At 65.8% G+C, this 24395-nt stretch carries 25 protein-coding genes; 8 read left to right on the top strand and 17 right to left on the bottom strand.

Annotated elements, in window-relative coordinates; all coding sequences use genetic code 11:
* Positions 1-4: 4 nt before the first annotated feature.
* A complete protein-coding gene (locus AmiPiv_RS18700; protein ID WP_445206978.1) occupies positions 5-1003 on the bottom strand; it encodes a nicotinate-nucleotide--dimethylbenzimidazole phosphoribosyltransferase in 999 nt (332 codons plus the stop codon).
* A gap of 229 nt (positions 1004-1232) precedes the next feature.
* Between AmiPiv_RS18700 and AmiPiv_RS18695 the strand changes: the two genes are divergently transcribed.
* A complete protein-coding gene (locus AmiPiv_RS18695) occupies positions 1233-1463 on the top strand; it encodes a DUF1289 domain-containing protein (protein WP_340039001.1) in 231 nt (76 codons plus the stop codon).
* A 15-nt stretch (positions 1464-1478) separates the two neighbouring features.
* Positions 1479-2180, top strand: coding sequence for a TIGR02281 family clan AA aspartic protease (locus tag AmiPiv_RS18690; RefSeq protein WP_340039000.1), 702 nt, complete (start codon positions 1479-1481; stop codon positions 2178-2180).
* Here AmiPiv_RS18690 and dusA read toward each other — a convergent pair.
* From dusA to AmiPiv_RS18675, 3 genes are all read right to left on the bottom strand, one after another.
* Positions 2177-3181, bottom strand: a complete 1005-nt coding sequence (gene dusA / locus AmiPiv_RS18685; RefSeq protein WP_340038999.1) for a tRNA dihydrouridine(20/20a) synthase DusA — start codon at positions 3179-3181, stop codon at positions 2177-2179. The genes AmiPiv_RS18690 and dusA overlap by 4 nt on opposite strands.
* Before the next feature lie 131 nt (positions 3182-3312).
* Positions 3313-3753, bottom strand: coding sequence for a YbaN family protein (locus AmiPiv_RS18680; protein WP_340038998.1), 441 nt, complete (start codon positions 3751-3753; stop codon positions 3313-3315).
* 97 nt (positions 3754-3850) lie between these two features.
* Entirely contained in the window at positions 3851-4993 is a 1143-nt protein-coding gene (locus AmiPiv_RS18675; protein WP_340038997.1) for an alpha-hydroxy acid oxidase, read from the bottom strand.
* Between the two features lie 307 nt (positions 4994-5300).
* On the opposite strand from AmiPiv_RS18675, the gene AmiPiv_RS18670 reads away from it, so the two are divergent.
* Positions 5301-5831, top strand: coding sequence for a dihydrofolate reductase family protein (locus AmiPiv_RS18670; RefSeq protein WP_340038996.1), 531 nt, complete (start codon positions 5301-5303; stop codon positions 5829-5831).
* 132 nt (positions 5832-5963) lie between these two features.
* Here the strand turns inward: AmiPiv_RS18670 and AmiPiv_RS18665 are convergent, their stop codons facing one another.
* The 3 genes from AmiPiv_RS18665 to AmiPiv_RS18655 form a co-directional block, all read right to left on the bottom strand.
* A complete protein-coding gene (locus AmiPiv_RS18665) occupies positions 5964-6761 on the bottom strand; it encodes an FAD binding domain-containing protein (RefSeq protein ID WP_340038995.1) in 798 nt (265 codons plus the stop codon).
* A 113-nt stretch (positions 6762-6874) separates the two neighbouring features.
* On the bottom strand, positions 6875-9226 hold the full coding sequence (locus AmiPiv_RS18660) for a xanthine dehydrogenase family protein molybdopterin-binding subunit (RefSeq protein WP_340038994.1): 2352 nt from the start codon (positions 9224-9226) through the stop codon (positions 6875-6877).
* A gap of 111 nt (positions 9227-9337) precedes the next feature.
* Complete coding sequence (locus tag AmiPiv_RS18655; protein ID WP_340038993.1) at positions 9338-9838, bottom strand: (2Fe-2S)-binding protein; 501 nt, start codon at positions 9836-9838, stop codon at positions 9338-9340.
* A 238-nt stretch (positions 9839-10076) separates the two neighbouring features.
* Here AmiPiv_RS18655 and AmiPiv_RS18650 point away from each other — a divergent pair, with 238 nt between their 5' ends.
* The gene (locus AmiPiv_RS18650; RefSeq protein WP_340038992.1) at positions 10077-10775 is read left to right on the top strand and encodes a fumarylacetoacetate hydrolase family protein; all 699 of its coding nucleotides are present in this window, start codon (positions 10077-10079) and stop codon (positions 10773-10775) included.
* A gap of 22 nt (positions 10776-10797) precedes the next feature.
* Here the strand turns inward: AmiPiv_RS18650 and AmiPiv_RS18645 are convergent, their stop codons facing one another.
* The 5 genes from AmiPiv_RS18645 to AmiPiv_RS18625 all read right to left on the bottom strand — a co-directional run bounded on the left by AmiPiv_RS18645 (position 10798) and on the right by AmiPiv_RS18625 (position 15554).
* Positions 10798-11289, bottom strand: a complete 492-nt coding sequence (locus AmiPiv_RS18645) for a MaoC family dehydratase (protein ID WP_340038991.1) — start codon at positions 11287-11289, stop codon at positions 10798-10800.
* A gap of 78 nt (positions 11290-11367) precedes the next feature.
* The gene (locus AmiPiv_RS18640) at positions 11368-12870 is read right to left on the bottom strand and encodes an ATP-binding protein (protein WP_340038990.1); all 1503 of its coding nucleotides are present in this window, start codon (positions 12868-12870) and stop codon (positions 11368-11370) included.
* A 230-nt stretch (positions 12871-13100) separates the two neighbouring features.
* Entirely contained in the window at positions 13101-13532 is a 432-nt protein-coding gene (locus AmiPiv_RS18635) for a phasin family protein (RefSeq protein WP_340038989.1), read from the bottom strand.
* A 71-nt stretch (positions 13533-13603) separates the two neighbouring features.
* The gene (locus AmiPiv_RS18630; RefSeq protein WP_340038988.1) at positions 13604-14911 is read right to left on the bottom strand and encodes a DUF445 domain-containing protein; all 1308 of its coding nucleotides are present in this window, start codon (positions 14909-14911) and stop codon (positions 13604-13606) included.
* A gap of 70 nt (positions 14912-14981) precedes the next feature.
* Positions 14982-15554: a GNAT family N-acetyltransferase gene (locus AmiPiv_RS18625; protein ID WP_340038987.1), complete on the bottom strand. Its 573-nt coding sequence runs from the start codon at positions 15552-15554 to the stop codon at positions 14982-14984.
* A 221-nt stretch (positions 15555-15775) separates the two neighbouring features.
* Between AmiPiv_RS18625 and rirA the strand changes: the two genes are divergently transcribed.
* Positions 15776-16234 (top strand): iron-responsive transcriptional regulator RirA, encoded by a 459-nt coding sequence (gene rirA, locus AmiPiv_RS18620; protein ID WP_340038986.1) that lies wholly within the window; start codon positions 15776-15778, stop codon positions 16232-16234.
* A 2-nt stretch (positions 16235-16236) separates the two neighbouring features.
* Here rirA and AmiPiv_RS18615 read toward each other — a convergent pair whose 3' ends face one another.
* From AmiPiv_RS18615 to hemP, 5 genes are read right to left on the bottom strand one after another with little or no spacing between them, the layout of a single operon-like run.
* The gene (locus AmiPiv_RS18615; RefSeq protein ID WP_340038985.1) at positions 16237-17028 is read right to left on the bottom strand and encodes a heme ABC transporter ATP-binding protein; all 792 of its coding nucleotides are present in this window, start codon (positions 17026-17028) and stop codon (positions 16237-16239) included.
* Between the two features lie 19 nt (positions 17029-17047).
* Positions 17048-18157, bottom strand: a complete 1110-nt coding sequence (locus tag AmiPiv_RS18610) for a FecCD family ABC transporter permease (protein WP_340038984.1) — start codon at positions 18155-18157, stop codon at positions 17048-17050.
* Positions 18158-18167: 10 nt separating this feature from the next.
* Positions 18168-19064 carry a heme/hemin ABC transporter substrate-binding protein gene (locus AmiPiv_RS18605; RefSeq protein WP_340038983.1) on the bottom strand — a complete coding sequence of 299 codons (897 nt, stop codon included), beginning with the start codon at positions 19062-19064 and terminating at the stop codon, positions 18168-18170.
* Between the two features lie 5 nt (positions 19065-19069).
* Positions 19070-20125, bottom strand: coding sequence for a hemin-degrading factor (locus AmiPiv_RS18600; protein ID WP_340038982.1), 1056 nt, complete (start codon positions 20123-20125; stop codon positions 19070-19072).
* 11 nt (positions 20126-20136) lie between these two features.
* Positions 20137-20361 carry a hemin uptake protein HemP gene (gene hemP / locus AmiPiv_RS18595; RefSeq protein ID WP_340038981.1) on the bottom strand — a complete coding sequence of 75 codons (225 nt, stop codon included), beginning with the start codon at positions 20359-20361 and terminating at the stop codon, positions 20137-20139.
* A 203-nt stretch (positions 20362-20564) separates the two neighbouring features.
* On the opposite strand from hemP, the gene AmiPiv_RS18590 reads away from it, so the two are divergent.
* Genes AmiPiv_RS18590 through AmiPiv_RS18580 form a run of 3 tightly spaced genes read left to right on the top strand, consistent with a single transcriptional unit; the run spans position 20565 to position 24369 of the window.
* Complete coding sequence (locus AmiPiv_RS18590) at positions 20565-22619, top strand: TonB-dependent receptor domain-containing protein (RefSeq protein WP_340038980.1); 2055 nt, start codon at positions 20565-20567, stop codon at positions 22617-22619.
* 4 nt (positions 22620-22623) lie between these two features.
* Positions 22624-23070, top strand: a complete 447-nt coding sequence (locus tag AmiPiv_RS18585) for a hypothetical protein (protein WP_340038979.1) — start codon at positions 22624-22626, stop codon at positions 23068-23070.
* A gap of 9 nt (positions 23071-23079) precedes the next feature.
* Positions 23080-24369, top strand: a complete 1290-nt coding sequence (locus AmiPiv_RS18580; RefSeq protein WP_340038978.1) for an energy transducer TonB — start codon at positions 23080-23082, stop codon at positions 24367-24369.
* Positions 24370-24395: the final 26 nt, after the last annotated feature.

Here is a 24395-nt window from a genome sequence, read left to right as displayed (position 1 = left end):
CCGGTCAGCGTACGGCCGCCGCCATGCCCGAGCTGATCTGTGCTGCCGTCTTGACCAGCCCGGCGGCAAGCCCAGCGCCCACCGCCTCGCCATGATCGATGCCGAGGCCGAGCAGCGGCCGCGCGCCGAGCTTGGCGAGCAGACGGGCGTGGCCCGGTTCCGTAGAGACATGCGAGAACATGCAGTGGTCGAGGGCTCTCGGGTCGCAGGCGAAAAGCACGGCGGCCGCAGCCGTCGTGGCAAAGCCATCGAGCAGCACCGGGATCTTCTCCATGCGCGCCGCGAGAATGGCGCCGGCGATCGCCGCGAACTCGCGTCCGCCGACGCGGCGCAGCGCCTCGAAGGGATCCCTGAGGCGGTCGCCGTGCAAGGCGAGCGCCCGGTCGACGACCGCGGCCTTGCGGGCCTGCATCGCCGCGTCGGCGCCGGAGCCCGGCCCGACCCAGTCAGCGCCTCGGCCGCCGAACAGGGCGGCCGAAAGAGCCGCAGCCACGGTGGTATTGGCGACGCCGAGATCGCCGATGCAGAAAAGGTCGGTGCCGCCGGCGATCGCCTCCATGCCGAAGGCCATGGTGGCGGCGCAGGCGCGCTCATCGAGCGCCGGCTCGACCGTGATGTCGGCCGTCGGCAGGTGCAGGGCCAGGTCGAAGACCTTGAGGCCGAGATCGCCGGCAACGCAGATCTGATTGATCGCCGCACCGCCCGCCGCGCACAATTCGACGCGCTGTGCCGTCGCCTCCATCGCGCGCGGCGACACGCCGTGCACCGCGACGCCGTGGTTGCCTGCAAAGATCGCCACCATCGGCTTCAGCACCGAAGGCGGCGCGCGGCCGCTCCAGCGCGCCAGCCAGGCCGCGATGTCCTCGATGCGGCCGAGCGAACCCTGCGGCTTGTCAGCCTTGGCAAACAGCGACCACACCTTGCCGGCCTGCGCCACGTCGCCCTCGGGCATGTGCGCGAACAGGTTGCGGAAATCGTCAAAGGGTTGGGCGCTTGTCATGATCGCTGGGCCTGCCGTTCGGAAATCGTCGCCCGCCGAATAACCCTCCCCGCACGGGAAAACAATCGCGGCATGGCGTCCGATCTGTCGCGACGTCGCGCAGACGACGCGCCACGCCGCTGCGCTGCGGGCTTGCATCATGCGGCATGCTGCACCATCTGGCTGAGGCAGCCTGCATATTGCGGCGGCAAGCGGCAGCGGGCATAAGTCGGCCCATGCACCGGAATTCACGATGACGGCCATAGAATCGCCCTGCATCCTCGTCTGCTCCATCGACATGGCCACCGGCTATTGCTTCGGCTGCGGCCGCACGCGCGACGAAATTTCCGCCTGGATCGAGATGACGCCCGAGACAAGGCGCGCGGTGATGGCGCAATTGCCCGCCCGGCTCGAAACGGTCGAGCGCAAGCCACGCCGCGAGACGCGACGGGCGCGCATGGCCCGCGAACGCGGCGCAGTCTGAGGACCTTCGAAGCACATGAGCCGACTGTTCTGGATCGTCATCGTGGTGCTCGGCGGCGGATTGCTGCTGCAGATGCTCAACGATTCCGGCGGCAAGACGCTCGGCCTGGACAACGACAGCTTCGGCAGGCTGGTCTATCTCGGAGCGCTGGCTCTTGTGATCGGCGCGGGCATCCTCGGGCGCCGCGCGCATTTTGGCGCCAGCCTGCGCAGCTTCGCGCTGTGGCTGCTGATCGTCCTGGTCCTGGTGGCAGGCTACCAGTACCGGTATGAGCTGCAGGATGTCGCGAGCCGCGTGACCGCCGGGCTCGTGCCCGGCAGCCCGCTATCGGTGATCGACGGGGACGGCCGCGCCATCGTAACCCTCGACAAGCTTCCAAACGGCCATTTCGGCGCCCGCCTCCAGGTCAACGGCGCGACCATCCAGGCCATGGTGGACACGGGCGCCACCAGCACGGTGCTTACCGCCGCTGACGCCCGGCTCGTCGGCTTCGACCCCGAGAGCCTGAACTTCACCGTGCCGGTCTCGACCGCCAATGGCGTCGCCCGCGCCGCCCGCGTGACGGTCGAGAGCATCCGGCTCGGCGCAATCGAAAGGAAGAACCTGCCGGTGCTCGTGGCCGACCGTGGGCTCGACCAGAGCCTGCTCGGCATGAATTTCATCGGTTCGCTGTCGGGCTTCGACGTCCGCGGCGACCGGATGATCCTGAGGGATTAGGCTGCTTCGCTGGCACCACCGAGATCGACGGCGGCAAAGGCCCGGTGCAGCACCTCCGGGCCGGCGCCTGCCTTGGTCGCATCCGTCGACAGGATCTGGCGATAGCGGCGCGCACCGGCATGGCCGTGGAACAGCCCGACCATGTGGCGGGTGACGTGCCCGAGGCGTCCGCCGGCGGCGATGTGGCGGGCGGCATAGTCGGCCATGGCGTCGATCAGGGCCGCGTAATCGATGTCCTCCGGCTCTGCTCCGCACAGCAGCGCGTCGACGCCGCCAAGCACACTCGGCGTGTGATAGGCAGCGCGACCGAGCATGACGCCGTCGACCTTCTCGAGATGGGCGCGGCTTTCGTCAAGCGTCTGAATACCGCCGTTTATGCCGATGAACCGGTTGGGATATTTCCGCTTGAGGCGATAGACGCGATCATAGTCCAGCGGCGGGATTTCGCGGTTTTCCTTGGGGCTCAGACCCTCGAGCCAGGCCTTGCGGGCATGCACCCAGAGCGCGTCGGTGCCCGCTGCGAAGACCTGTGCGGCAAGCGTATCGAGCGCCGGCTCGGGATCCTGATGGTCGACGCCGATGCGGCATTTCACGGTGACGGGGATCTTCACCGCCGCCTTCATCGCCGACACGCAGTCCGCGACGAGTTCGGGCGCCTTCATCAGGCAGGCGCCGAAGGTGCCCGACTGCACACGATCGGACGGGCAGCCGACATTGAGGTTGATTTCGTCATAGCCGAAGCCCTCGCCGACGCGTGCCGCCTCGGCGAGCTTGGCCGGATCGGAGCCGCCCAATTGCAGCGCAATGGGATGTTCGACGGCATCGAAGCCGAGCAGGCGCTCGCGTGGACCATGGATGACCGCATCCGCCACAACCATCTCGGTGTAGAGCAGCGCATCCCTGGTGATCTGCCGGTGAAAACTGCGGCAGCACCTGTCGGTCCAGTCCATCATGGGTGCGACGGCGACTATTCTCGCGCCGTCGGCATAAAGCTTGGTCATGGCTTCTCGAATTTGCGCGGGGCTGCAATCGCAGATTATGCCGCTCCCTATCACAACAAGGCCTCGGGGCCAAATCGGCCGGGGCGCGCCCGTTGATTGCCCCCAAAGCAAAGGCCGTCGCCAGGCCCCCGCTAGTCGTCTCCACTGCCCGCAACGACATCCGGCTTCGGCTTTGGATCCGGCCGCGTCGCCACATAAACGGCACCTGCCGCGACGAAGGCCGTCGCCGCTGCTGCGACCAGCGCATCGGGTCTGCCGAGCCAGAACAGGGCATATCCCAGCGCCATGCCGATCCAGGCCGTGACCTTGGCCTTGCGCGGAATGGCGCCTTCTTCACGCCAGTCGCGCAGCGGCGGACCGAAGCGGGGATGGTCGAGCAGCCAGGCTTCGAAACGCGGCGACGAGCGCCCGAAGCACCACGCGGCGGCGATCAGGAAGATGGTCGTCGGCATCAGCGGCAGGAACGCGCCGACGATGCCAAGCACCAGCATGAGCAGGCCCAGGGCAAGGAAACCGGCGCGCCTGGTGTTGAGGGTCGCGATGCCGGCAATGCGGCACACGTGCCGTCTCACTGGAGCCGATCCGAGCCGGGGGCACCTGCGATCGGACGCTTTGCCCCAGATTCCCGCGAGCCTGGACGGACTGCAGCGCCCGATCGCCCCTCGCCGGTCATCGCCGCGCGATGATGCGGCCGTCGACGTCCCTGATGTCGCGCAGGCCGCAGAAGGCCATGGTGGTGTCGAGCTCCTTGCGGATGATGTCGAGACAACTGGTCACTCCCGCCTCGCCACCGGCACCGAGCCCGTAGAGGAAGGCGCGTCCGATGAACACGCCCTTGGCGCCCAGCGCCACCGCCTTGATGACGTCCTGGCCCGAGCGGATGCCGCCATCCATCAGCACCTCGATGCGGTCGCCGACCGCGTCGACGATCTCGGGCAGCGCCGAGATCGACGAAACCGCGCCGTCGAGCTGGCGCCCGCCATGGTTGGAAACGATCAGCGCGTCCGCACCGCTCGCCGCTGCCTTTTCGGCATCCTCCGAATCCATGATGCCCTTGAGGATCAGCTTGCCGCCCCACTGGTCCTTGATCCACTTGACGTCGTCCCAGCTCAGCGCCGGGTCGAACTGCTCGGCCGTCCAGGACGACAGCGAGCGCAGGTCGGTCACGCCCTTGGCGTGGCCGGCGATGTTGCGGAACGTGCGCCGGCTGGTGCGCAGCATGTTGAAGCACCAGCGCGGCTTGGTCGCGAGGTTGATGATGTTGGGGACGGTCATCCGCGGCGGCGTCGACAGCCCGTTGACGATGTCCTTGTGGCGCTGGCCGAGAATCTGCAGGTCGAGCGTCAGCACCAGCGCCGAGCAGTTCGCGGCCTTGGCGCGCTGGATGAGCCGCGAGACGAAATCGCGATCCTTCATCACATAAAGCTGAAACCAGAACGGCTTCGAGGTGTTCTCGGCCACGTCCTCGATCGAGCAGATGCTCATAGTCGAGAGCGTGAACGGAACGCCCGCCTTCTCGGCGGCGCGGGCCGCGTGAATCTCGCCGTCGGCATGCTGCATTCCGGTCAGGCCCGTCGGCGCGATCGCCACCGGCATCGACACCTTCTCGCCGGCCATCGTCGTCTCGAGCGTACGGTTGCGCATGTCTACGGCGACCCGCTGGCGCAGCTTGATCGGCACGAAGTCGGTCTCGTTCTCGCGATAGGTGCTTTCCGTCCAGGAGCCGGAATCGCAATAGTCGTAGAACATGCGCGGCACGCGGCGCTTGGCGATAGCGCGAAGATCGGCGATCGAAGTTATCGGGCGCGCCATTCCGTTTTGCTCCACGTCTCGGGACTGCGATGAAACCGTGCGCGGCATGTAAGCCGCCTTGGCGATCCATGCCAAGAGCCAGTCGCCAAGATGTTTGGCCCGCTGCCGCAGACTTTGGTTCTAGGCCATGGACCCATGAAATGACTGAGAGGGGTGTTTGGGAACGGTCTGCCTTGTCCCTACAGGCTGGAAAGCGGATCTCCGTTATGGTCTCACCATCGAAGCGACGGCCAGATTGTGACCAGCTTCGTTTCTGCGTAGCATCACTCAAGCCTTTTTGAGGAACTTGGCGAGGAGATCCTGCAGCATGGCGAAGCTCGTGTTCGCTTTGAACCAGTCCCTGGATGGGTTTGTCGACCACACGGAATTTGCTCCCGATCGCGCGCTCTTTCGCCATTTCATCGACGACGTGCGCGGCCTGGCCGGCAGCGTGTATGGTCGGCGCATGTACGAGGTGATGCGGTATTGGGACGAAGACCATTCCGAATGGGACGAGGACGAACGCGAGTACGCTGCGGCGTGGCGGAGCCAACCGAAATGGGTCGTGTCGCGCTCGCTGAAGTCCGTCGGCCCGAATGCCACTCTTGTCGCGGATGACATCGAGGCGGCGATACGCGGGTTGAAGGCTCGACTGGATGGGGAGATTGAAGTTTCCGGACCCGAGCTGGCGCGAAGTCTGACCGACCTTGGTCTCGTTGACGAGTATCGACTGTACCTCCACCCCGTCGTGCTTGGTCGCGGCAAGCCGTTCTTCGCCGGCCCGCGGCGGCCGCTGCACCTCGTGGCGAGCGATCGAATTGGCGGGGACGTGATCAGGTTGACATACGTTCCGGCATAGTCGCGCGGCCAGTCCGGCGGGACTCCAAGAGTGGCAATTTCGACGATGCATCGAATGGCCACTGCGGTCCCGCGCTATCGGAAAGTCAAAGGGGCCCTGAGGCCCCTTCGCTGATCCCAGTTCGGGGATCGGTCAGGCGTTTGCCGCGGCCACCGCGCGCCTGGCCATCACGACCACGAGATTGGCGCGATATTCGGCCGAGGCGTGGATGTCGCTCATCAGGTTCTTGGCCGGCACGGTGACGCCTTCGAGCGCCGTTGCCTCGAACTTCTTGGCAAGTGCGGCCTCGATCTCCTTGGAACGGAACACGCCGTCGTCGCCCGCCCCGGTCACGGCGACGCGCACGCCGTCCTTGCCCTTGGCCGCGAATACGCCGGTCATGGCGTAGCGCGAGGCCGGGTTGGGGAACTTCGCATAGCCCGCCTTGGCAGGCGCGGTGAAGGTGACGGCGGTGATCACCTCGTCATCCTTGAGCGCGGTCTCGAACAGGCCCTTGAAGAACTTGTCGGCCGGCAATTCCCGCTTGTTGGTGACGATGGTCGCTCCGAGCGCCAGCATCGCCGAGGGATAGTCCGCCGCCGGATCGTTGTTGGCGATCGATCCGCCGATGGTGCCACGGTGCCGCACGGCCGGGTCGCCGATATGGCTCGCCAGACCCGCCAGCGCCGGGCAGACCTTCTTGAGCTTCTCGTCGTTGGCGACCTCGGCATGGGTGGTCGTTGCGCCGATGGTGACGGTCTTACCCGAGACCTTGATGCCCTTGAGCTCGGCGATGTGGGTGAGGTCGACGACATCGGAAGGTGCCGCGAGCCGCGTCTTCATGGCCGGTATGAGCGTCATACCGCCGGCGAGGAACTTGCCGTCGCCGGCTTTCACCTTCTTGACGGCATCTGCGACCGAGGTGGCGCGATGGTAATTGACGGAATACATCGATCTTTCTCCCTTCGGGGAAAGAGCGAACAGGGAATGGCGAACAGCGATTGGTTCCGCATCCGCCTTCGTTTCTTCCCTATTCGCTACTCCCTATTCCCTATTCGCTTTTCTCAGTGCTTCGTGCCGGCGCGCAACGCTGCCCACACCCTGCCCGGCGTCGCCGGCATGTTCAGGTTGTCGTGCCCGAGCGCGTCGGTGATGGCGTTGATGACGGCAGGCGGCGAGCCGATGGCGCCGGCCTCGCCGCAACCCTTGATGCCGAGCGGATTGCCCGGGCACGGCGTGTTGGTGGTCGAGACCTGGAACGACGGCAGATCGTCGGCGCGCGGCATGGTGTAGTCCATGTAGCTTGCCGTCAGCAGTTGCCCGCCGGCGTCGTAGACGGCACCTTCGAGCAACGCCTGTCCGACGCCCTGGGCGATGCCGCCATGGACCTGGCCCTCGACGATCATCGGGTTGATGATGTTGCCGAAGTCGTCGGCCGCCACGAACTGCACGATGTCGGTGCTGCCCGTTTCCGGATCGACCTCGACCTCGCAGATGTAGCAGCCCGCCGGGAAGGTGAAGTTGGAGGGGTCGTAGAATGCCGTCTCCTTCAGCCCCGGTTCCATGCCCGCCGGCAGGTTGTGCGCCGTGTAGGCGGCGAGCGCCATCTGGAACCACGGCACGCTCTTGTCGGTGCCGGCCACCTTCAACGCGCCGTTCTCGATGACGATGTCGCCCTCGTCGGCCTCGAGCAGGTGGGCTGCGATCTTCTTGGCCTTGGCCTCGACCTTGTCGAGCGCCTTGACGATCGCCGACATGCCGACCGCGCCAGAGCGCGAGCCGTATGTGCCCATGCCCATCTGCACCTTGTCGGTGTCGCCATGGACGATGGAGACACTGTCGAGAGGCACGCCGAAGCGCTGGTTGACCAGCTGGGCAAAGGTCGTCTCGTGGCCTTGGCCGTGGCTGTGCGAGCCGGTCAGCACCTCGATGGTGCCTACGGCATTGACCCGCACCTCGGCAGACTCCCACAGGCCGACACCCGCTCCAAGGCTGCCCACCGCGGCAGACGGCGCGATGCCGCAGGCCTCGATATAGCAGCTCATGCCGATGCCGCGCAGCTTGCCCTTCTTGGCGGCTGCCGCCTTGCGCTTGGCAAAGCCGGCATAGTCGGCCTGCTTCATCGCCGCATCCAGCGAGGCGGCATAGTCGCCCGCGTCATAGTTCATGATGACGGGCGTCTGGTGCGGGAACTGGGTGATGAAGTTGGTGCGCCTGAGGTCTGCTGGCGAAACACTAAGCTCGCGCGCGGCGATCTCCATCGTCCGCTCCAACAGGTAGGTTGCCTCCGGACGGCCTGCCCCGCGATAGGCATCGACGGGCGCTGTGTTGGTGTAGACGGTCCTGACATTGGCGTGGATCGCCGGGATATCGTACTGGCCCGACAGCAGCGTTGCGTAGAGATAGGTCGGCACGCAGGACGAGAACAGCGACATGTAGGCGCCGAGATTGGCGATGGTGTCGACCTTGAGCCCGATGATCCGGTTGTTCTTGTCGAAGGCCATCTCGACTTCCGAGACATGGTCGCGGCCATGCGCGTCGGTGAGGAAGCTCTCGGTGCGGTCGGCCACCCACTTGACCGGCACGCCGGCACGCTTGGACGCCCACAGGCAGACGATCTCCTCGGGATAGATGTAGATCTTCGAGCCGAAGCCGCCGCCGACGTCAGGGGCGATGACGCGCAGCTTGTTCTCGGGCGCCACGTTGTAGAACGCGCTCATCACCAGGCGGGCCACATGCGGGTTCTGCGAAGTGGTCCAGCAAGTGTAGTGGTCCTCGGCCTTGTCATAGTGGCCGAGTGCCGCGCGCGGCTCCATCGCATTGGGCACAAGTCTGTTGTTATGGATGGTGACCTTGGTCACATGGGCGGCGTTCTTGATCGCCGCATCCACCGCCTTGCCGTCGCCGATCTCCCAGTCGAAGATCAGGTTGCCTTCGGCTTCGGGATGCAGCTGCGGCGCGCCCTTCTTCAGCGCCTCGGCCGCGTCGATGACCGCCTTGCGCTCCTTGTAGGTGATTTCGACCGCCTCGGCGGCATCACGCGCCTGGCCCTTGGTCTCGGCCACTACGATGGCGACGGCGTCACCGACATAACGAACGCGGTCGACCGCGAGCGGCGACCAGGCGCCCATCTTCATCGGCGAGCCGTCCTTCGAGTGGATCATCCAGCCGCAGATCAGGTTGCCGATACCGTCCGCCTTGAGTTGCCTGCCGGTCAGGACCGCGATGACACCGGGCATGCCCTCGGCCGCCTTGATGTCGATCTTCTTGATGTCGGCATGCGCGTGCGGGCTGCGCACGAATGCCGCATGTTTCATGCCGGGTACCACCATGTCGTCGACATAGCGGCCGCCGCCGGTGATGAACCTCTTGTCTTCCTTGCGCGTCACGCGCGCGCCGATGCCTTCCATTCCCATTTCAGTTCCTCCCGAACCGTCAAAGCGAATAGTGAGTAGTGAGTAGCGAGGGAGACCGCGTCTGCTTTCAGGAGAATTCCCTACTCGCTATTCGCTACTCCCCATTCGCTCCTACGCCGCCTTCTTCGCCTTGCCCTTGGATGCCTTGGCCATCGTCTTCGATGCCGCGAGGATCGCCTTGACGATGTTGTGGTAGCCCGTGCAGCGGCAGATGTTGCCTTCGAGTTCCGCGCGCACCGTCGCTTCGTCCAAGCCTTCGGGATGGCGGCGGATCATGTCGGTCGCCGTCATGATCATGCCCGGCGTGCAGAAGCCGCACTGCAGGCCGTGATGCTCCTTGAATGCCGCCTGGACGGGATGAAGGTCGGCGCCGTTGGCGAGGCCTTCGATGGTGGTCACGGTCGAGCCGGAGGCCTGCGCCGCGAGCATGGAGCAGGACTTCACTGCCCTGCCGTCGACATGGACGATGCAGGCGCCGCATTGCGATGTGTCGCAGCCCACATGCGTGCCCGTCAGGCCCAGATGCTCACGCAGGAAATGAACAAGAAGCGTACGGTCCTCCACCGTGCCGCTGACCTTTCGGCCATTCACGACCAAAGTAACCTCTGACATGAAACCTCCCACTGTTGCCGCGACCGGCCAGGCAGAACCCCGCACCCGTCAGGTGAGCAAATCCTATCCCTGCAAATTGCGGCTGCAAGCGACTTTTTGGATGCCAGACACGCATTGCGTGCAGTCCAGCGCAAATGGGTTCGCCGGCACGCGCGATCATTGGAATGTGCCGGGCTTGCGGGTGACAGCGGCCGCCCGATCGTGCGAGAACGCCGCAACGGTTCCAAGGAGTGACATCGTGTCGGACTTCGTTTTCGCCCCGCCCGCGCCCGCTTCGATCGCCGTCTCCGGATCGTCGGATCGCTTTCCGGTGCGGCGCATCTTCTGCGTCGGCCGCAACTATGCCGCCCACGCCCGCGAGATGGGCCAGGATCCCGACCGCGAACCACCCTTCTTCTTCGGCAAGCCTGCTGATGCCGTCGTAGACAGCGGTTCGACCATCCCCTACCCGCCGCTGACCGCGAACCTGCACCATGAGATCGAACTCGTGGTGGCCATCGGCAAAGCCGGCTTCCGTATCCCTGTCGCGGATGCGCTCGACCATGTCTGGGGTTATGGCGTGGGCATCGACTTCACCCGTCGCGACCTGCAGGACAGCGCCAAGAAGATGGGCCGTCCCTGGGCCTGGTCGAAGGGCTTCGACCGGTCCGCGCCCTGCGGCCCGCTGGTCCCCGTTGCCGCGAGCGGCCATCCGAAGCGCGGCCGCGTCTGGCTGGCCGTCAATGGCGAGACCAGGCAAGAAGGCGATCTCACCGAACTGATCTGGACGATCCCCGAGGTGATCGCGATCTGCAGCGAGGCGATGGAGCTCAAGGCCGGCGACCTGATCTACACCGGCACCCCGGCCGGCGTCGGCGCCGTCAATGCCGGCGACACCATCACCGGCGGCGTCGAGGGCATCGGCGAGATCGAGATCGTGATCGGCGCGCCGCGCTGAGAAGCTAACGAAGCGCGGCGGCTCAGGCCGTCGCCTTGCCGCGCCGCTCGTAGAGCATGACCAAGGTCTCCGCGACGAGCGCCGGCTTGTCCTCGCCTTCGATCTCGATGGTGTTTTCGGCCTTCAGCAGATACTGGCCCGGCCCCTTGTCTTCCATCGACATCAGCGTCGTGCGCAAGCGAACGCGAGACCCGACCTTGACCGGCGCGATGAAGCGCACCCTGTCGAGGCCGTAGTTGAAGGCGGCAAGCGTATTCTCGGGCACCACACCGATCTCCTGCACCAGGGCGCCGACCAGCGACAAGGTCAGGAAACCGTGAGCGACCGTAGTGCGGAACGGGCTGCGCCGCCGCGCCCGCTCGGGATCGACATGGATCCACTGGCGGTCGCCCGTGCAATCGGCAAAGGCGTCTATGCGGCTCTGGTCGACGAGCGACCAATCGGAAACGCCCAGTTCCTGCCCGATCTTCGCCCGCAGGTCCTCATAGGTCTCGATCCGCTTCGCCAGGCTCATTTCCCCCACCTCCGACAGCCTGGCGCAATCTGGGGACCATGAAGCCTTCGCTTGTCAACCTCCGCTGCGGCTCAACGCCTACTCGGCCGCCTGGCGCTCCGTGAGGTCATCGGTCCGTTCCGGATCGCCGGGCGCTGTCTCGCAGCCGAGATCGGGGAACGCGACGGATCGCTTGCCATGGAAGTCGGTGCGCACCACCACCAGGCCCTGCTCTTCGAAATAGGTGAGCAGGCGCCGCGCCCGGCGCGCCGAGTGGCTGCCATAGGCCTGCGCGATCGCAGCGTCGGAAGGGCATGGCGCTCGTTTGACCGCCGCCTGCGCGACGATCAGGAACACCGCCTGGAGATCCTCCGGCAGCGAGGCGGAAAGCACCAGCGCCTGCTGCCAGCTGTCGCTCGAGGCGGTCTCCTCGTCGATGCCCGACCGCGCCACCGCATAGCGGCGGCGGAAGATCGAGAGCGGCGGCGGCTCGCCCTGCATGCGCTTGATGCGGCACCTGACGAGAAAGTCCTGGTAGAGCACCGCATCGGTGCGGAAGGCCGCATCCGGGTCCTCGACCATCTCGCGCACGATGGTATCGATCAGCGCCTCGCGCTCGGCCTCGTCGAACAGCGGAAAAATCGGTTCGGCGACAGGTGCCGACGCTTCGGCCTTCACCTGGGTAAGCTGGGCGATGATGTCGGCGGTGGGCGTGGGCGGAGCCTGACGGCGAGCCGGCTGACGCGCTTCCAGCGGCGCCGGCGCGAAGATCAGTTCGCGCGTATCGTCGTTGGCATCGGGCAACGGCATCAGCTTGGGGCTGACGGAACGCGCGGACGTTTCCACCGGGCCGATTGCGACAGGCAGCGGGCGGCGCGACATCGCCGGTCCAAGCGCCACGAAGTTGCCGCGCGCAAGATCGCGGAACATCTCCGCCTGGCGCCGCTCCATACCGAGCAGGTCGGCGGCGCGCGCCATGTCGATGTCAAGGAAGGTGCGGCCCATCAGGAAGTTGGACGCCTCCGCGGCGACGTTCTTGGCGAGCTTGGCGAGGCGCTGCGTGGCAATCACACCGGCAAGGCCGCGCTTGCGGCCGCGACACATCAGGTTGGTCATGGCGCCGAGCGAAATCTTGCGTGCCTCGTCCGACACCTCGCCCGCGACCGCGGGGGCGAAGAGCTGCGCCTCGTCGACGACGACGAGCACCGGGTACCAGAATTCGCGGTCGGCATCGAACATGCCGTTGAGGAAGGCGGCGGCGCCGCGCATCTGCTGCTCGACGTCCAGCCCCTCCAGGTTGAGCACGACGGAGACGCGGTGCTGGCGGATGCGGCCGGCGATGCGAGTGAGCTCGGCTTCCGTGCGCTGGGCGTCGACCACGACATGGCCGAAGCGATCGGCCAGCGTGACGAAGTCACCCTCCGGGTCGACGACGCATTGCTGGACCCAGGGCGCGCTCTGCTCGAGCAGGCGGCGAAGCAGGTGCGACTTGCCGGAGCCCGAATTGCCCTGAACGAGCAAGCGGGTGGCCAGAAGCTCCTCGAGATCAAGCTGAGCCTTCGTCCCGCCGGACGCCGCCCCCATCTCGATACCTACTTTCATCCTCTTCCTCGGCCAAATGCCGGCGCCGCTTCCGGCAGCGGGAACTGGCTGCCGGACCTTCACGCACAGGTTCCAGGTGCTGCAACGTCTCAGCGAGTCCCAGTGACTGGCGAGGCTGCAAATGTGACGGGCTTTCCTTAGCACCCGGCGGCCGGCAATGCGCGGCCCGTGTGGCGAAACCCACAGGAGAGCTGAAACTGATGCCCAGCCAGAAGGTTAGCCCAGGCGGGCTACTTCTTCTTTTCGATGCTGTCGCGGATTTCCTCGATCGACTCGTGGATGCGGTTGCGCAGGATATCGACCGATTCCTCGCCCGATTTGCGCACGATCGCCGCCACTTCGCCGGCATTCTTGACCGCGGCCTCGAAGGAGCGCTTGGCGAAATCGGACTGTTTGGCGAGCATTTCCTGCGGATTGCCGGGAACCCGCAGGCCCTGCGCCGCGTCGGTGATCTCGCGCAAGGCGTCCTGCAGCATCTCGCGCTGCTTCGACATCAGCGACGACGCTCCCGAGGCGGTTGCCTTGACCGACCGCTCCAGCGCCTCGAAATTCTTGCGATGATGGCTGACGATGGCCTCGACATCGACTTCGGGCATCTTCAGGTCGCGCCCGAATTTCGCAAACATGTCCATGAAGGATTCCGGTTCCGGCTTCTTCGCCATGGCTTGCTCCCGTCTGCTCCGGGCCTCCCCCGGAGGTGGCAGAAGCCAGCATAGACCAGCAAGACGCCCGGTCAATTCGCCAGCAACAGCAACTCCGCAGAATAGAGCGCCAGCCCGGCAAGTCCGCCGATCAACATGCCGTTGAAGCGGATGTATTGCAGGTCGCGCCCGACATTGATCTCGATGATGCTGGTCATCTGGCCGAGGTCCCAGCCCTTGACCTGTTCGGCGATGAAGCCGGAAACGCCGCTCTTCTGGCTCTCGACGAAGGACGCGAGGGCAACGACGCAGCCCTCGTTCATGTCGGCCCTGATCTGCTGGTCGCGCGCGAGGTTCTGGCCGATCTCGACGAACAGGCTGGTCAGGTGCCTGCGTGTCATCGAGCGCTCCGCCACCGCGTCCTGTTCGATGAAGCGACGCATGCTCTCCCACACGTCCCTGGCAAGGTCGCGCAATTCGGGGCGCGCCAGGAAGTTGCGCTTGAACTGCTCCGCCCGCCGGGCATAGTCCGGCGATTGGCGCAGCCGCTCGACGAAGCCGTGAACGAAGCCGTCGAACTCGCCGCGCAGCGGATGATCCGGGTCGGCGCGCACCTCCTCGAGCAAGGTCGCGGCCGAGGCGACGATGCGCTTCAGCAGGTAGGCGTCGGCTCGGAACAGGTTGAAGACGGACGGCAGCTCGTCGCGGATCTTCTCGCGCATCGCGGCGAGCGCCTGCTCGTCTTTCAGGAAGTTGCCGATGATCTTGGTGAATTCGTCGAGCAGGCGCTGGTGCCGGCGGTCGTCGGTAAAGGCGGACAACAGCTCCGCCGCGAGCGGCGCCAGGTCGACCTTTCCGACGCGCTCCAGCATCCGCTTGGTGGCAAAGTCGCGCAGGCCCGTGTCCTCGACGGCCTGCAGCATTTTCGGCACCAGGCGGCCGACGAAGCGGGCGAGCCCTTCGGCCTTGGCGCGATCCGACAGCCAGTCGGCCACCAGCGCCGCAAAGTCGACCTCCTTCAGCTTTTGCCGGACAGGCTCCGGGGCGAGGAAGTTGGTTTCGATGAAGCGGCCGAGATTGTCGGCGATGCGGTGCTGATTGGAGGGGATGATCGCGGTATGCGGGATGGGCAGGCCAAGCGGCCGCTTGAACAGCGCGACGACCGCGTACCAGTCGGCGAGCCCGCCGATGGTCGCCGCTTCGGCGAAGGCGGCGACGAAGCCGAGCCACGGCCAGCGCCCCTGGAACGACTTGGCCACCGCGAAGACGATGACGCATAGCACCAGTGCCGCGGTGGCGAGCAGTTTCGTCCGCCGCAACGCCGCGAGCCTTTCGGCGTCGATGACCCTGGTGGAGGCAATCACGCCGGAGGGCGCAACCTGGCTTTGCGGTGCGGTCATCAAATGCCTTCCCTGTTGGTCACAGGGACAATATCGGCACGCCCGCCGGACGCTTCAATTCGGAAATGCGTCAGGCCGCGATCGCCTTGCCGGGGCCGCGCCTGCCGAAATCGGCCGGCAGGCGCATTTCGAGGTCGAACTCCGGCGTGCCTTCGGCATCCAGTTCGATGACGCCGTGGGCCTCGCCATGCTCGAAGCTGAGCTTGGCGTTGAAGCGGCGCGCGAGCGCCCTCATGGCAACGTTGTTCGAATGGGTCGTGACCTGCAGCCGGCTGTAGGCGAGCCCCCTCGCCTGAGCGACGAGTCGCCGGAAGAGCCGCCCGCCGATTCCGCGGTGCTGCAGTTGGCGCTCGACGCTGAACGCGATCTCGGCTGTCGGCTCGCTTTCCTCGGGCCGTTCGTGCAGTTCGGCAGCACCCAGGACCTTGTCGCCCTCGACATAGCCGACCACGGTCACGCCCTCGCGAAAGCAGCGCTCGGCGTAGGCGCGCAGGAAATCGTCGTCCGTCAGCCCGTTGAAGCGGTCGCGGCGGCTCTCATCGTCCAGCCTCAGGAGATGTTCGGCAAATCGGGTCAGATCGGAAGGCCGGAGCTGGCGGATCGTGCCGACCAGGGGGCGCTGAGCAAGTTTGATCTGTTCCATGTCGCAGTCCTCATGGGTTCCTCCCCAGAGTCTTCGACTCCCGACGTGCGCAATATTGTGCAGTGCAAAATGAAATTCAAGCGCCCAGCCCGGCCATGAACGCAAGGCTGGCTTGCGCCGGAAGCGTGACGGAAGGGAAATTGTTGACAGCGCTTGTCTGGAATTATTCTAAGGTGTAGGCCATATAAGAAACCTGTCCGCGCCAGCGCGAGGAATCACCGATGCGACTCACACGCCAGACCAACTACGCCATGCGTATCCTCATGTATTGCGCGGCCAATGAAGGACGGCTGAGCCGCGTTCCGGAGATTGCCGCCGCCTACACGGTGTCGGAGCTGTTCTTGTTCAAGATCCTGCAGCCACTCGTCGAGGCCGGATTGGTCGAGACCGTGCGCGGCCGCAACGGCGGCGTGCGTCTGGGCAAACCCGCCGACAAGATCTCGCTGTTCGACGTCGTGCGCGTAACCGAAGAGAATTTCGCCATGGCCGAGTGCTTCGAGGCCGACGCCGAGTGCCCGCTGATGGACAGCTGCGGCCTCAACTCGGCGCTGCGCGAGGCCCTGAACGCCTTCTTCGAGGTATTGGGCCGCTACACGATCGCCGATCTCGTCGCCGCCCGTCCGAACATGCGCGACGTGCTGGGGATCAACTTCCCCGCGCCCCAGTCGCTGGCAAGCTGAGTTCAGGCCGCCGCCGACTGCGGCAGCACGAACGGCACGCGAGATGGCGGCAGGGCGCCGACGCGCAGGCGGCAGTCGAACACCCTTTCGATCAGTTCGTCACTGAGCACCTCGTAGGGCGAGCCCCTCGCCGCCAGGCGGCCGCGATGCATGACGCCGATCGTGTCGGCGTACATCGCGGTCAGGTTGAGGTCGTGCAGTATGGCCACGACCGCACCGCCGCGCCGCGCGAAGTCGCGGGCGATCTCCATGATGATCAGCTGGTGTTTGATGTCGAGGCTGGACACCGGCTCGTCGAGGAAGAGGTAGCGCGGCTGCCCGTCGAGCACCGGCGCCCAAACCTGGCAGAGGACGCGCGCCAACTGCACGCGCTGCTGTTCGCCGCCCGAAAGCTCCTGATAGAACCGTCCCGAAAATCCCTGCAGGTCGACGCGCGCCAGCGCCCGCTCCGGCAGCCTGTCGTCTTCGCCAGCCAATGCGCCTGAACGACCGCCGGTGACGCCGAGCTTGACGATCTCGCGTACCGTGAAGGGAAACGAAAGTGCTGTCGACTGTGGCAGCACCGCGCGCATGGCGGCAGCCTGCCACGGCTTGAGGGATGCGATATCCCGGCCGTTGAGCGAGACGCTGCCGGAATATGGCAGCTCGCCGGTCAGCGCCTTCAGCAAGGTCGACTTGCCGGAGCCGTTGGGGCCGACGATCGCGGCCAGTTCGCCGGGACGAACGGAGAAATCGACGTCGGCGACGATCCGCCTGGAGCCGATGTTCACGCAAACCTGACGTGCTTCGAGCATGTTCCTGTCCCTTCCGGCGTCAGAGGTCGACCACGCCGCGCTTGCGCAGCAGGATCCAGAGGAAGAACGGACCGCCCACCGCGGCCGTGATGATGCCGATCGGCAGTTCGGCTGGTGCCACAATGGTGCGGCTCACCGCATCGGCAAGCAGCAGCAGGCAGGCGCCGAGAAGCGCCGAGGCCGGCAGCAGGTAGCGATTGTCAGGACCGATGGCGAGTCTGAGCAGATGCGGCACGACGATGCCGACGAAACCGATGCCGCCGCTGACGGCCACCGCAGCGCCGATGGCCGCCGACACCGCGACGATGGCGACATATTTCAGGCGCTGCACCGGCACGCCGAGATGGGCGGCGGTTGCCTCGCCGAGCGCCATGGCATTGAGCCCTCTGGCGAGGAACGGCGTCGCGGCGAGCGCTGCGACGATGATCGGGCCGGCCGCGGCGATCTTGACCCAGGTCGCACCTGCGAGCGAGCCGAGCTGCCAGAAGGTCAGATCACGCAGCTGCCGGTCGTCGGCCATGTAGACCAGGATGCCGGTCAGCGCTATCGCCATGGCGCCCAGGGCGATGCCGGCGAGCAGCATGGTGGCGATCGAGGTTCGCCCTTGCCGCGTCGCGACGTTGTAGAGGATGATCGTCGTCACCAACCCGCCGAAGAAAGCCGCCAGCGGCAGCGCATAGCTGCCGAACACGGCGGTGAACGGCGCAAGCAGCGTCGAGCCGAGCACGATCACCGAGACGGCGCCCAGGCCCGATCCGGCGGACACGCCGACCAGCCCCGGATCGGCAAGCGGGTTGCGGAACAGACCCTGCATCACCGCGCCCGAAACGGCGAGCGCCGCCCCGATGAGGATGCCGAGGATCACGCGCGGCAGGCGGATGTCGTAGACGATGATGGCATCGCGTGCCGAAAGCGGCTCGTTGCCAGGCGTGGCGCCGAACAACCATTCGCGGAGCAGCCCGATCGCCGAGGCGTCCGAAGCGCCCCATGTCAGGCTGAGCAATGCGGTGACTGCCAGCACCGCCGACAGGACTGCGATGACAAGAATTGCCAGGCCGGAACGGTCGCCGCTCGCGCGACGGCCTTCCCCGCTTGCGCCGGCGAGGCCGGCGATCGTTTCATCCGTCACTGCGCCGATCCTATTGCTTCACGGCGTCGCCGTAGAGTGCCGCGGCGAGGTCCTTGACGGCGTTTGCCGTGCGCGGACCGAAACCCAGCAGGTAGGCGCCATCCATGCGGATGACCTGCCTCGCCTGGCCAGCCGGGGTGGAGGCTATCGCCGGGTGGCCGTAGAGCTCGCTGTCGTCGATGGCGAGTTCGCCTTCGCGGTCCATCATCAGGATGACGTCGGGTCTGGCGGTGATCGCCGCCTCGTCCGTCAGCTGCTTGTAGCCGGTAAAGCCCTCGACCGCGTTGACCCCGCCGGCCAAGGCAATGATGCCGTCGGCGGCGGTACCGCTGCCGGAAGCCATGATCTTGCCGCCCTGCATGCCGAGGATGAACAGCACCCGCTTTCGCTGGCCCTCGGGGATATCGGCCGTCAGCGTCTCGGCGGCACTGAGCTGCTCACTGACCTCCTTGGCCAGCGTTTCCGCCTTCGCCTCGGCATCGAGCGCCTTGCCGACGATCCGGATCTTGGCGACGATGCCCTCGTGGCTGAAGCCTTCGGGCACGGTGATCAATGGAATGCTCGCCTTCTTGAGCACATCCACCGCTTCCTTGGGGCCGCTCCCCTCGAGCGCGAGGATGCCCGAAGGATTGACCGACAGCACGCCCTCCGGCGACAGCGCCCGCATGTAGCCGACGTCAGGCAGCTTGAGGGCCGCCTCGGGAAAGACGCTCGTCGAGTCGCGCGCGACCAGCGCCTTCTCCTCGCCCAGCGCGTAGACGATCTCGGTGATCGAGCCGCCGACGGCCGCGATGCGCGAGCGGTCGGGCAACACGCCTTCCGCCGCCTGGCCTGAGCCCACGGCCGAAATCAAGGCGAGCCCGAGCGCGGCCGGGCGAAGCAGCCCCTTGGTGACCGACATCTTCATCCTCCTCACGCCGCGTTCTGCCGTGCAGCGGCCGGCAGCGTCTCGACCAGGCCGCGCCACTCCTGGCGTTCGCCCTGCCCCTCCTTCCGCTTGCCGAAGAACTGGATGATCATGTCGCCACTGGCGTCATAGGCCTCGACCGAGGTCACATGGCCATCCTTGTTGGGCTTGCGCACGGCCCAGAGTTCCTGGACGTGGTCGGAGCGCAGATGGAGGTGGAAGGTCTCGTCCATGACGTTGATCCACGGCCCCATCGGCTTGACGTTCTTCACCGGACCCGAGTGGATCTGGATGCAGCCGCGGTTGCCGACGAAGCACATAACCGGCAGCTCCGTCTCGGCGGCCTGGTGGAACATCGTCTGCAGCGCGCCGCCGTCCAGCATCCAGGCATAGTCGCGGCCGACCATGCGCATCGCCTCCTGTCGGCCGAGCTTCAGCGACTTGAGCATGCCGAAGAACTGGTGCGTGTCGGTCATGCTGCTCCAGCGCTGGCGCAGCTCGTCGACGCTTGCCGAGCCGTCGTCGGCAGGCTTGTCGAGCGCTGCCGGCACCGTCACCAGCGTCGGCTCCTGATCGGCGCTGGCCAGCGCCTCGACCAGCTTCTGGTAGGCATAGAGGTTGGACGCAGGGCGCAGATGCACCTTGTGCACGGCATTGCCCGCGGCATCGAAGAACTGCAGGCTGCGGCGGATGTCGTCGCCGTCGCGCTTCTCCACGGCAAACCCGTGCGCCCAGGCGCTCGGGAATATGCGCAGGTCGATGTGCTCGCCAAGCACCATTGCGCTCTGCTTGCCCTGAACGACCTTGTCGTAGACGCCGATCTTCTCGTGCACGGCGCTTTCGTTGCGGGTCAGCGCCATCACCTCGCCGACGGCTTCGAGGCCGGCGAGCAGGTCGTTGACGCGCGGCTCGATGCGAACAACGCCTTCGCCGCAATGGGCGGCAACCAGTTCCGCCTCGGAGATCCCCAATTGCCCGGCGAGGTCGCGCTCGCGCATCTTGGGGTTGTCGGCTCGCGCCCGCCTGATTTCATGCGGGGCGGGTTTCACGCGCTGGTCCATTTTCGAAGCACCTACTTGTTGAGAATGAGCTTGCCCTGACGGGTGATCTTGAGGCGGTAGAGCGCACCGCCGTGGTTGATGCCGATCTCGTAGTCGCCGAGGAACAGCGACTCGCTGGTCAGGGTCCTGACGGCCAGGGATTCGGCAATCTGGCGTGCACCGATCTGCCCTTCGGGGCGCCGATATGCGTGCCTGTACTGGCCCGAACGGAAGTGGTTCGGATTGTGCGAATTCATCTCATTGCACTCCTTGGTCCACCCACCCAGCCGGACCATTCCGGCGGGCTGAAATGTTCAAATCAGATTGTTGACTCGAACTTTCATGTTTACTAGTCAGTGCAATACCGGAGTGAATGAGTCAAGATTTAAGACGAACCGGGCAGACGAAAAAGTGCGAGCAAGCAGCGGGCAAGCCAGCAAGGGACATTTGGAGTTGGGACATGGGGCTGGTTGCTCGGAACAAGGCTGCTCTGCTGGGCGGAGCGGCGATGATGGTGCTGGTTGGACTGCAGGCCGCGAAAGCCCAGGAAGTGCAGACGAATGAACAGGACAAGAAGGGCCGGGTGACGCTGCTGCAGCGCCTGATCCTGGGCGCGGGCGCCGAAAAAGTGGCCATCGACACGCCGCAAGCGGTGTCCGTCATGGAGCAGGAGGACATAGACCAGAAGCAGGCCGAAACGGTCGGCGAGCTGGTCAAGACGATCCCGGGCGTCAACGTGTCGGGCTCCGACCGCGCGCTTGGCCAGACCTTCAACATCCGCGGTGTCGGCGGCCCCGAGAGCGGCGGCGAGGAAGGCCGCATCATCGTCAACGTCGACGGCGCGACCAAATTCTACGAGCAGTACCGCATGGGCGGCCTGTTCACCGACACCGAGCTGTTCAAGCGCGTCGAAGTGCTGCGCGGACCGGCGTCATCCACTCTCTACGGATCGGGCGCACTGGGCGGCGTCATCAACTTCACCACCAAGGACGCGGCCGACTTCCTCGCCGACGGCCAGAAGGGCGCGCTGCGGCTCAAGTCCGCCTTCGATTCGAACTCTGAAGGCACGCTTGGTTCGGCGATCCTGGCGACACGCCTCGGCGACAATTTCGAACTGCTGGCCGCCGGCAACTATCGCTACGCCAACGCCTACACCTCCGGCAACGGCACCGAAATCCCCGGCTCCGAGATTGGCGCCCCGTCGGGCCTGCTGAAAGGCACCTATCGCTTCGGCGACAACGACGAGCAGGCCCTGCGCGCCTCCTACATGCAGTGGCAGACCGACGAGGACGACCAGTACTACAACCAGACCGGCATCGACGTGCCGCCCGGCTTCGGCACGGTCGACCGCAAGATCACCGACAAGACGGCCATCATCTCCTACGAGAACCCGGCATCGGACAATCCCTGGCTCGACCTCAAGGTGCAGGCGTCCTTCTCCGATACGGTCAACGACCAGTCGGATGCCACCATCCCCTCGCTCAACCGCACCTTCGGCTACGAAACCTACCAGTTCAGCGTCCAGAACACCTTCGACTACGAAGGCGACAACTTCGTCAATCATCTCACCGTCGGCTCGCAGAGCAACTTCCAGGAGCGGACGACGCTCAAGAGCAAGTCCGGCACCCACCCGCAAGGCACCCGGACGGCGACCGGCGCCTTCGTGCAGAACGAATTCATCTGGGACGAGCGCCTGACGCTCATCGCCGGCGCGCGTCTCGACTGGCAAAGGCTCGAGCCGACCGACATCGCCGCGGCCAGCGCCAAGGACCACACGGCCTTCTCCCCGAAAATCGCGGCGCACTACAAGTTCAACGACACCTTTGCCGTGTTCGGATCGGTCGCCCATACCGAGCGCGTGCCGACCATCGACGAGGTCTTCGATTCGGCGCAGATCGGACGCCCCGACCTCAAGAAGGAACTGTCGAACAACTACGAGGCGGGCGTAGCGGTTTCGATCTACGACGTGGCCCAGCCCGGCGATACGGTCCAGCTCAAGACCACCGGCTTCTACAACGACATCACCGACCTGATCACCGACAACGGCAACGGCGCCAATCCGCGCTACACCAACATCGGCGAGGCACGCATTTACGGCGCCGAGGTCGAGCTGGCCTACGATTCGGACTACGTCTTCGGCAACGCGGCCTATTCCTACGTGATCGGCGAGGACCTGCTGAAGGACATGCCGCTGAACACCGTTGCGCCGCATGAATTCGCCTTCACCCTGGGCGGCCGCGTACCCGATCGCGACCTGTCCTTCGGCTGGACGAGCCGTTTCGTCGCGGCCCAGGATCGCGTCAGCGAACTGCCCAACATGCGCCGGCCCACCCCTTCCTTCGCCACCCACGACATGTTCGTGACCTGGAAGCCGCAGGACGGCGCTTGGAAGGGTTTCGAGACCAACTTCCGCGTCGACAACATCTTCAACGAACAGTACCGCGAGTTCCTCTCTGGCACGGCCGGCAAGGGCCGCACCTTCAAGCTCACCCTCGTCAAGCAGCTGGACTGGTGATGCGATGAGGGAGAACACCGGGACGTTTCGCATTCTGGCAGCGGCAGTGACTGCCCTGCTTGGGGCCGTGAGTTCCGCCGGGGCGCAAGGCGCCCCGGCAACGCCGGAACTGCTGCTCGAGCTCAATGCCGTCACCCCATCCGACAAGGGCTGCCGCCTCACCTTCGTGGTCAGCAACAGGCTGGGAGCCGAGCTTTCCCGGGCGGCGTTCGAGATTGCCCTGTTCAACCAAGCAGGCGTGGTCGACCGCCTGACCGTTCTCGACTTCGAGCAACTACCTGCAGGCAAGACCAAGGTGACACGGTTCGACCTGCCCGGCACCGACTGCGGCAAGCTGAGCCGCGCTCTGGTCAACCAGGCCACCGAGTGCGCAGGCCCTGGCGTGGAGCCGTCGGCCTGCCTGAAGTCGCTGCGCACCGAATCCAAATCCGACATCGCATTCGGTATCTGAGGGGCTGCCGTGGGACTCGAACCGGCCTTCGCCAAAAGCACCGTCGCCTGGCCGTTGGCAGGCATCGGGGCGTGGCCGATCGAGCCCGACGATCCGGCCTTCGCGATTCCTCAGGGCGCCCTCAGGATCTGCGCCCGCGACACGGCGCACAGGACTTACCTTGCCGACGCCAGCCCGCTGCTGACGGTACCGGCGAGCGAGCCGCTCGCTCCGAACTCGGCTCCGGCCAAGGCCCGCAGCCGGAAGTGGCTCACGGCAGTACTCGCCTCCGTCGCGCTGCACTCGGCGGTAGCCATGTTCGTCATGACCCGCGATGACAGCGACCAGATCCTGATCGAGGGAAGCGCCAACACCGGCATCACCCTGTTCGGCAATGCCGCCGAGGATCAGTCCACCGCAGGCGATCCGTCCGAAATCGACTCAAGGACGGTCACCAACGTGACCATGGTCACCATGCTTGACGCCAGGCCGGTCGAGACGACCGAAGCCCAGGCTGTGCCGGATCTCTCGCCAGTGGAGCCGGTCGAAACTGCGGCCCAGGAAACGCCGGATGAAATCATCGAGCCGGTCACCGACCAGCCGCTACAGCCGGCGACGACGGATCCACTTCCGGAAATCCTCGCCACAGACAGGATCGAACCTGTCGAGGACGACAACATCATCCAGAAGCCTGCCGAGATGGCGAGGGTCGAGCCTGTAGAAATAGAGGCCGCGGCCACGCCGGCCCCGGTTCCTGAAAAGATCGTCGCCGAGACCGAACCGGAACCCGTCAAGCCTGAGGCGAAGCCGGAGCCGGTGAAGAAGGCCGCGCCGAAGCCGGCCAGGAAGCCGGAAACCAAGGCCGAGCAGCCGAAGAAGCTGGCAAAGGCGCCCGCGAGGAAAGAGAAGCCCGGCAAGGCCGGATCGGCGGGCAACGGCCAGGTGGACGCCCGCAAGGGCGATGCCGACGGCGCGGCAAACGGCACCAAGGCCACCACGGGCAGGAACGGCGGCAGCGCGTCGGCCGGCAACGCGTTGGTCTCGAACTACCCCGGCAAGGTCGCGGCCAAGTTGCGCCGCGCCCTGCGTGGCATCTCGCGCGCCGCCAGGGCCAAGGCCCGCAGCGACGTGCAGGTGAGCTTCACCGTCGGCGCGTCGGGCGGTGTCGACGGCATCCGCATCGTCCAGAGTTCCGGCTCGGCCGAACTCGACGCCGCGGCCCTGGAAGTCGTCCGGCGCGCCGCCCCCTTCCCGCCGATCCCTGCCGAGGCGGGCCGGCCCAGCTGGCAGTTCACCCTGCCACTCGGCATCGGCCGCTGACCATCGGAGAACTTCCGTAATGCGCG

Origin of the sequence: Aminobacter sp. Piv2-1 (assembly GCF_037625995.1) — a bacterium.
GTDB lineage: Bacteria > Pseudomonadota > Alphaproteobacteria > Rhizobiales > Rhizobiaceae > Aminobacter.
Note: the sequence above shows the minus strand (reverse complement) of the source record. Positions and strands in the feature narration are given on the sequence as shown.